This is a genomic window from Streptomyces muensis (genome assembly GCF_021474425.1).
GTDB lineage: Bacteria > Actinomycetota > Actinomycetes > Streptomycetales > Streptomycetaceae > Streptomyces > Streptomyces muensis.
Genome location: NZ_JAKEIP010000472.1, coordinates 1 through 3,386 on the forward strand (window position 1 = coordinate 1; position 3,386 = coordinate 3,386).

Below are 3,386 nucleotides of genomic sequence, written 5' to 3' on the forward strand. Positions count from 1 at the left end.
CCGCCCCAGGCCCCCGGCCTCTTCCACCAGATGGACCCGCCGGACCACACCCGGCTGCGCCGCATGCTGATCCCCGACTTCACCTTCCGGCGCATCGAGCAGATGGAGGGCGCCGTCCAGCGGATCTGCGACGACCTGCTGGACGCGATGACCGACGGCGACGCGACGGAGGCGGACCTGGTCGCCTCGTACGCGCTGCCGCTGCCCACCCTCGCCATCTGCGAACTCCTCGGCGTCCCCTACGAGGACCACGGCTTCTTCCGCGAGAAGTCCAACGCTCTCACCAGCGTCGCCGGCGACCCGGCCGAGGCGATGGCCGCCCGCATGGCGCTCTACGGCTATCTGCGCGCCCTCATCGAGCGCCGCACCCACGACCCCGCCGACGACCTCGTCTCCCGGCTGGCCACGGAACGCGTCGCGACCGGCGAGGCCACCCTCGACGAGGCGACCGGCATGGTCTCCCTCCTCCTGCTGGCGGGCCACGAGACGACGGCCAACATGTTCCCGCTGGCCGCCATCGCCCTGCTCCAGCACCCGGCGCAACTGGACGCGCTGCGCGCCGACGACTCCCTGTGGCCGGCGGCGGTGGAGGAACTCCTGCGCCATCTGACCGTCATCCACTCCGGGATACGGCGGGTCGCCACACAGGACGTCGACCTGTCCGGCGTCCGCGTCCGTGCGGGCGAGGGCGTGGTGGTCGCCCTGCAGGCCGCCAACCGTGATCCGGCCGTGTACGCCGACCCCGACGGCCTCGACGTCCGCCGCGACGCGAGCGGGCACCTCGCCTTCGGTCACGGCCTGCACCAGTGCCTCGGCCAGTCCCTTGCCCGCACCGAACTCCGGCTCGGTCTGTCCACCCTGTTCCGCAGGCTGCCGTCCCTGCGCATGACGGCCCCGCCCGAGTCGCTCGCCCTCTCGACGAGCACGGTCCACGGGGTGCGCTCGCTGCCGGTCGCCTGGTGATGAATCTGCGGTGGCCTGGCCTTCCTGCTATAGAGGCAGCCATGACCACCATCAGGCTCGTCCAGGGCGACATCACCCGGGAGAGCGTCGACGCGATCGTCAACGCCGCGAACTCCTCCCTCCTCGGCGGGGGAGGGGTCGACGGCGCCATCCACCGCCGCGGCGGCCCCGCCATCCTCGACGAGTGCCGCAAGCTGCGCGCCTCCCACTACGGCAAGGGCCTGGCCGCGGGGCAGGCGGTCGCCACCACCGCGGGGAACCTGGACGCGCGCTGGGTGATCCACACGGTGGGGCCGGTCTGGTCGGCCACCGAGGACCGCTCCGAGCTGCTCGCCTCCTGCTACCGCGAGTCACTGCGGATCGCCGGTGAACTCGGCGCCCGGACGGTCGCGTTCCCGGCGATCTCCACCGGCGTCTACCGCTGGCCGATGGACGACGGCGCGCGGATCGCGGTGGAGACGGTGCGGGACACACCGACGGCGGTCGAGGAGGTGCGGTTCGTCCTGTTCGACGACCGCGCGTACGACGAGTTCGCCCGGGTGCTCGGCTGACGTACACCCTGGTGGAGCTCAGTCCGGTGGCGGGGTGAGGCGCAGGGCGAGCAGGGCGATGTCGTCGGTGGTGTCGGCGCCGAACCGGATGACCAGTTCGTCGCAGAAGACGTCCAGGGGATCCCGGGCGTGGCCCGCGGCGTACTGGCGCAGTCGGGCCAGGGCGTCGTCCAGGGGCTCTCCGCGCCGTTCGATGAGGCCGTCGGTGAAGAACAGCAGGGTCGAGTCGGGGGGCAGCGGGTCGCAGGCCGAGGGGCGGGGCAGATCCGGATCCATGCCGATCAGCAGGCCCCGGCCCGCGTCCAGGAAGCGGGCGTCACCTGCCCGCGTGGTCAGCAGGGGCGGCAGGTGACCGGCGGAGGAGTGGTTCAGGTTCACCGTGTCGCCGTCGCTCTTGACCACGGCGTAGGCGCAGGTGGCCGTGGAGTGCGGGGACAGGGTCTGGCTGGCCAGGTCCAGGCGGCGCAGCACCTCTCCGGGTGGTTCCTGGCGGTCCACGGCGATGCCGCGCAGCATGTTGCGCAAGGCGCTCATGGCCACGGCGGCCCGCAGGTCATGGCCCGTCACGTCACCGATGACCAGCACCGTGTCGCCACCGGGCAGGGTGAACGCGTCATACCAGTCACCGCCGACCTCGGCGGTCCTGCTGGAAGGGATGTAGCGGGCGGTCAGCTGGAGGTGCTCGGCGCGCGGCAGCTCGGGGAGCAGGGCGCGCTGGAGGTGTTCGGCGTTGTCGTGGGCGTGCCGGTGCAGACGGGCGTTGTCGACCGCGAGCGCGATGGCGCGCACCAGTTCCGCGATCAGCGGGATGTCGTCCTTGGTGAACGGCGGCACGTCCCTGACGCGGACCATGGTCAGGGCGCCGATGACTTCCCGCTGGGCCCGTAGCGGAGCGACGACGGAACTGCTCGCGCCCAGGTCCGCCATCAGTTCCAGCTGCCGGGCCTCCAGCGGGCTCTGCGCCGGTCCGGTCCGGGGAAGGCCGGTCTCCAGCAGCGGTCCGGCGCCGCGCAGGACCCGGGCCAGGGATCCCCGCGAGGTCTCGGACACCGTGGGCAGCGGGCCGAGGTGCCTGTCCGGGACCGGCACCCGGGGGTCGCGGTGCGCGACGCAGACCCGCCGCAGCCGCCCGTCTTCGTCGAGGAGGTCCGCCGCACACCAGTCGGCCAGTTCCCGGGTCAGGACATGGCACACCCGCCGCAGCCGCTCGTCCACGTCGAGGGTGCTGTGCAGGGCCCGGCCGGCGTCGGCGAACAGCGCCAGCCACACCGCCGCCCCGTCGCCCGTCCCGTGCGCCCTCTTGGCGGTGGTGGGCAGATGTACCGGGCCCGGAACGGGCCGTGTCGGGTACCGCTCGTCCCGCGGGGCGTGCGGCGGGGCGGGGACCACCGTCGTCGTGGTGAGGTGGGCGACGAACACGGTGCGTCCGTCGACCGCCTCCTGGGTCTGGATGGACAGCCGGACGGGGATCACATGGCCGTCACGGTGCAGGGCGGGAACCGGTATGGAACGGCCCAGGATGCGGGACTCGCCGGTGAGCAGCAGCGAGGTGAAGGCCGCGATGTGCCGCTCGCGCAGATGCTCGGGCATCAGCACGGTCAGCCGCTGCCCGACGAGATCATGGGCGGGCCGGCCCAGCAGGCTCGCCGCGGCGTGGTTCACGGCGATGATCCGGTTGCCGTCGTCGGCCGCGACGGTCGGCACGTCGGACGCCTCCACCTCGCTCGCGTCCCAGGGCGCCAGCTGGGTGGGGGTGGCGCCCGGCGCGCCGGGGACCTGCGTCCACGCGGTGGGGCGCCGGCCGGACAGCTGGCCCGCGATCTCGTCGAGCATCCAGTGGCGGAAGGCCCGGATCTGCGGGAGGGCGGGAAG

The 3,386-nt window shown here is 73.2% G+C and carries 3 protein-coding genes; 2 read left to right on the plus strand and 1 reads right to left on the minus strand.

What is annotated here, in order from left to right; all coding sequences use genetic code 11:
• Nucleotides 1-963: cytochrome P450 (locus L0P92_RS43210; RefSeq protein WP_234768612.1), on the plus strand; the 963-nt coding region annotated here is incomplete at its 5' end.
• Between the two features lie 41 nt (nt 964-1,004).
• Entirely contained in the window at nt 1,005-1,514 is a 510-nt protein-coding gene (locus tag L0P92_RS43215; protein WP_234768613.1) for an O-acetyl-ADP-ribose deacetylase, read from the plus strand.
• Nucleotides 1,515-1,532: 18 nt separating this feature from the next.
• Here L0P92_RS43215 and L0P92_RS43220 read toward each other — a convergent pair.
• A partial coding sequence (locus L0P92_RS43220) for a SpoIIE family protein phosphatase (protein ID WP_234768614.1) occupies nt 1,533-3,386 on the minus strand: 1,854 nt, incomplete at its 5' end.

Coding starts and splice junctions, on each gene's coding strand:
- L0P92_RS43215 (WP_234768613.1), top strand. CDS start 1,005: ATGACCACCATCAGGCTCGTCCAGGGCGACATCACCCGGGAGAGCGTC.